The sequence below is a fragment of the Bacillus silvicola genome, from assembly GCF_050524305.1.
Lineage (GTDB): Bacteria > Bacillota > Bacilli > Bacillales > Bacillaceae_G > Bacillus_A > Bacillus_A cereus_AT.
This window is the reverse complement of the sequence record NZ_JBNGVC010000009.1, coordinates 1-3573: the sequence shown is the minus strand read 5'-3', so window position 1 is coordinate 3573 and position 3573 is coordinate 1. Positions and strand designations below refer to the sequence as shown.

The following is a 3573-nucleotide window of genomic DNA, read 5'->3' as shown; positions in this document are numbered from 1 at the left end:
CAGCACCTGCTTACGGTTCACTACTCACGACGATGTTTTTTTTGGTACCTTTTTTTTCACCGGAAAGGACCCGTAAAGTGATAATGATTATCATCTACATATCACAACGTGCGTGGAGGCCATCAAACCACGTCAAATAATCAATTATGACGCAGGTATCGTATTAATTGATCTGCATCAACTTAACGTAAAAACAACTTCAGACAATACAAATCAGCGACACTGAATACGGGGCAACCTCATGTCAACGAAGAACAGAACCCGCAGAACAACAACCCGCAACATCCGCTTTCCTAACCAAATGATTGAACAAATTAACATCGCTCTTGAGCAAAAAGGGTCCGGGAATTTCTCAGCCTGGGTCATTGAAGCCTGCCGTCGGAGACTAACGTCAGAAAAGAGAGCATATACATCAATTAAAAGTGATGAAGAATGAACATCCCGCGTTCTTCCCTCCGAACAGGACGATATTGTAAATTCACTTAATTACGAGGGCATTGCAGTAATTGAGTTGCAGTTTTACCACTTTCCTGACAGTGACAGACTGCGTGTTGGCTCTGTCACAGACTAAATAGTTTGAATGATTAGCAGTTATGGTGATCAGTCAACCACCAGGGAATAATCCTTCATATTATTATCGTGCTTCACCAACGCTGCCTCAATTGCTCTGAATGCTTCCAGAGACACCTTATGTTCTATACATGCAATTACAACATCAGGGTAACTCATAGAAATGGTGCTATTAAGCATATTTTTTACACGAATCAGATCCACGGAGGGATCATCAGCAGATTGTTCTTTATTCATTTTGTCGCTCCATGCGCTTGCTCTTCATCTAGCGGTTAAAATATTACTTCAAATCTTTCTGTATGAAGATTTGAGCACGTTGGCCTTACATACATCTGTCGGTTGTATTTCCCTCCAGAATGCCAGCAGGACCGCACTTTGTTACGCAACCAATACTATTAAGTGAAAACATTCCTAATATTTGACATAAATCATCAACAAAACACAAGGAGGTCAGACCAGATTGAAACGATAAAAACGATAATGCAAACTACGCGCCCTCGTATCACATGGAAGGTTTTACCAATGGCTCAGGTTGCCATTTTTAAAGAAATATTCGATCAAGTGCGAAAAGATTTAGACTGTGAATTGTTTTATTCTGAACTAAAACGTCACAACGTCTCACATTATATTTACTATCTAGCCACAGATAATATTCACATCGTGTTAGAAAACGATAACACCGTGTTAATAAAAGGACTTAAAAAGGTTGTAAATGTTAAATTCTCAAGAAACACGCATCTTATAGAAACGTCCTATGATAGGTTGAAATCAAGAGAAATCACATTTCAGCAATACAGGGAAAATCTTGCTAAAGCAGGAGTTTTCCGATGGGTTACAAATATCCATGAACATAAAAGATATTACTATACCTTTGATAATTCATTACTATTTACTGAGAGCATTCAGAACACTACACAAATCTTTCCACGCTAAATCATAACGTCCGGTTTCTTCCGTGTCAGCACCGGGGCGTTGGCATAATGCAATACGTGTACGCGCTAAACCCTGTGTGCATCGTTTTAATTATTCCCGGACACTCCCGCAGAGAAGTTCCCCGTCAGGGCTGTGGACATAGTTAATCCGGGAATACAATGACGATTCATCGCACCTGACATACATTAATAAATATTAACAATATGAAATTTCAACTCATTGTTTAGGGTTTGTTTAATTTTCTACACATACGATTCTGCGAACTTCAAAAAGCATCGGGAATAACACCATGAAAAAAATGCTACTCGCTACTGCGCTGGCCCTGCTTATTACAGGATGTGCTCAACAGACGTTTACTGTTCAAAACAAACCGGCAGCAGTAGCACCAAAGGAAACCATCACCCATCATTTCTTCGTTTCTGGAATTGGGCAGAAGAAAACTGTCGATGCAGCCAAAATTTGTGGCGGCGCAGAAAATGTTGTTAAAACAGAAACCCAGCAAACATTCGTAAATGGATTGCTCGGTTTTATTACTTTAGGCATTTATACTCCGCTGGAAGCGCGTGTGTATTGCTCACAATAATTGCATGAGTTGCCCATCGATATGGGCAACTCTATCTGCACTGCTCATTAATATACTTCTGGGTTCCTTCCAGTTGTTTTTGCATAGTGATCAGCCTCTCTCTGAGGGTGAAATAATCCCGTTCAGCGGTGTCTGCCAGTCGGGGGAGGCTGCATTATCCACGCCGGAGGCGGTGGTGGCTTCACGCACTGACTGACAGACTGCTTTGATGTGCAACCGACGACGACCAGCGGCAACATCATCACGCAGAGCATCATTTTCAGCTTTAGCATCAGCTAACTCCTTCGTGTATTTTGCATCGAGCGCAGCAACATCACGCTGACGCATCTGCATGTCAGTAATTGCCGCGTTCGCCAGCTTCAGTTCTCTGGCATTTTTGTCGCGCTGGGCTTTGTAGGTAATGGCGTTATCACGGTAATGATTAACAGCCCATGACAGGCAGACGATGATGCAGATAACCAGAGCGGAGATAATCGCGGTGACTCTGCTCATACATCAATCTCTCTGACCGTTCCGCCCGCTTCTTTGAATTTTGCAATCAGGCTGTCAGCCTTATGCTCGAACTGACCATAACCAGCGCCCGGCAGTGAAGCCCAGATATTGCTGCAACGGTCGATTGCCTGACGGATATCACCACGATCAATCATAGGTAAAGCGCCACGCTCCTTAATCTGCTGCAATGCCACAGCGTCCTGACTTTTCGGAGAGAAGTCTTTCAGGCCAAGCTGCTTGCGGTAGGCATCCCACCAACGGGAAAGAAGCTGGTAGCGTCCGGCGCCTGTTGATTTGAGTTTTGGGTTTAGCGTGACAAGTTTGCGAGGGTGATCGGAGTAATCAGTAAATAGCTCTCCGCCTACAATGACGTCATAACCATGATTTCTGGTTTTCTGACGTCCGTTATCAGTTCCCTCCGACCACGCCAGCATATCGAGGAACGCCTTACGTTGATTATTGATTTCTACCATCTTCTACTCCGGCTTTTTTAGCAGCGAAGCGTTTGATAAGCGAACCAATCGAGTCAGTACCGATGTAGCCGATAAACACGCTCGTTATATAAGCGAGATTGCTACTTAGTCCGGCGAAGTCGAGAAGGTCACGAATGAACTAGGCGATAATGGCGCACATCGTTGCGTCGATTACTGTTTTTGTAAACGCACCGCCATTATATCTGCCGCGAAGGTACGCCATTGCAAACGCAAGGATTGCCCCGATGCCTTGTTCCTTTGCCGCGAGAATGGCGGCCAACAGGTCATGTTTTTCTGGCATCTTCATGTCTTACCCCCAATAAGGGGATTTGCTCTATTTAATTAGGAATAAGGTCGATTACTGATAGAACAAATCCAGGCTACTGTGTTTAGTAATCAGATTTGTTCGTGACCGATATGCACGGGCAAAACGGCAGGAGGTTGTTAGCGCAAAAAAAAAATTCCAAAAAAAAAATTCCAAAAAAAAAGCGACTAACAAACACAATCTGATGGCAGGTGCTG

The 3573-nt window shown here is 43.5% G+C and carries 5 protein-coding genes and 2 pseudogenes; 3 read left to right on the top strand and 4 right to left on the bottom strand.

The annotated features are described in order from the left end of the window. Window positions 1-241 precede the first annotated feature (241 nt). Complete coding sequence (locus tag ACP6L7_RS11345) at window positions 242-436, top strand: YlcI/YnfO family protein (protein WP_001421937.1); 195 nt, start codon at window positions 242-244, stop codon at window positions 434-436. A 164-nt stretch (window positions 437-600) separates the two neighbouring features. Here the strand turns inward: ACP6L7_RS11345 and ybcW are convergent, their stop codons facing one another. Continuing rightward, window positions 601-807 (bottom strand): protein YbcW, encoded by a 207-nt coding sequence (gene ybcW / locus ACP6L7_RS11340; RefSeq protein ID WP_001031427.1) that lies wholly within the window; start codon window positions 805-807, stop codon window positions 601-603. A gap of 243 nt (window positions 808-1050) precedes the next feature. On the opposite strand from ybcW, the gene ACP6L7_RS11335 reads away from it, so the two are divergent. Together ACP6L7_RS11335 and bor are read left to right on the top strand one after the other, a co-directional pair. After that, window positions 1051-1503 carry a DUF1398 domain-containing protein gene (locus tag ACP6L7_RS11335; protein ID WP_223248938.1) on the top strand — a complete coding sequence of 151 codons (453 nt, stop codon included), beginning with the start codon at window positions 1051-1053 and terminating at the stop codon, window positions 1501-1503. A gap of 289 nt (window positions 1504-1792) precedes the next feature. Beyond that, a complete protein-coding gene (gene bor, locus ACP6L7_RS11330; RefSeq protein WP_000738492.1) occupies window positions 1793-2086 on the top strand; it encodes a serum resistance lipoprotein Bor in 294 nt (97 codons plus the stop codon). 31 nt (window positions 2087-2117) lie between these two features. Here the strand turns inward: bor and rzpD are convergent. The 3 genes and pseudogenes from rzpD to ACP6L7_RS11315 form a co-directional block, all read right to left on the bottom strand. Next, window positions 2118-2578 (bottom strand): annotated as a pseudogene (gene rzpD / locus ACP6L7_RS11325) (prophage endopeptidase RzpD). Next, the gene (locus ACP6L7_RS11320; protein ID WP_000229403.1) at window positions 2575-3051 is read right to left on the bottom strand and encodes a glycoside hydrolase family 24 protein; all 477 of its coding nucleotides are present in this window, start codon (window positions 3049-3051) and stop codon (window positions 2575-2577) included. Before ACP6L7_RS11320 ends, rzpD begins: the two are co-directional and overlap by 4 nt. Further along, window positions 3035-3352: pseudogene (locus ACP6L7_RS11315) on the bottom strand (phage holin, lambda family). The gene ACP6L7_RS11320 and the pseudogene ACP6L7_RS11315 overlap by 17 nt, the downstream one beginning before the upstream one ends. Window positions 3353-3573: the final 221 nt, after the last annotated feature.

What these genes read in the sequence shown, in the direction of transcription:
- ACP6L7_RS11345 (WP_001421937.1), top strand. Translation starts at nt 242, where the DNA reads ATGTCAACGAAGAACAGAACCCGCAGAACAACAACCCGCAACATCCGC.
- bor (WP_000738492.1), top strand. Translation starts at nt 1,793, where the DNA reads ATGAAAAAAATGCTACTCGCTACTGCGCTGGCCCTGCTTATTACAGGA.
- ACP6L7_RS11320 (WP_000229403.1), bottom strand. Translation starts at nt 3,051, where the DNA reads ATGGTAGAAATCAATAATCAACGTAAGGCGTTCCTCGATATGCTGGCG.
- ACP6L7_RS11335 (WP_223248938.1), top strand. Translation starts at nt 1,051, where the DNA reads ATGCAAACTACGCGCCCTCGTATCACATGGAAGGTTTTACCAATGGCT.
- ybcW (WP_001031427.1), bottom strand. Translation starts at nt 807, where the DNA reads ATGAATAAAGAACAATCTGCTGATGATCCCTCCGTGGATCTGATTCGT.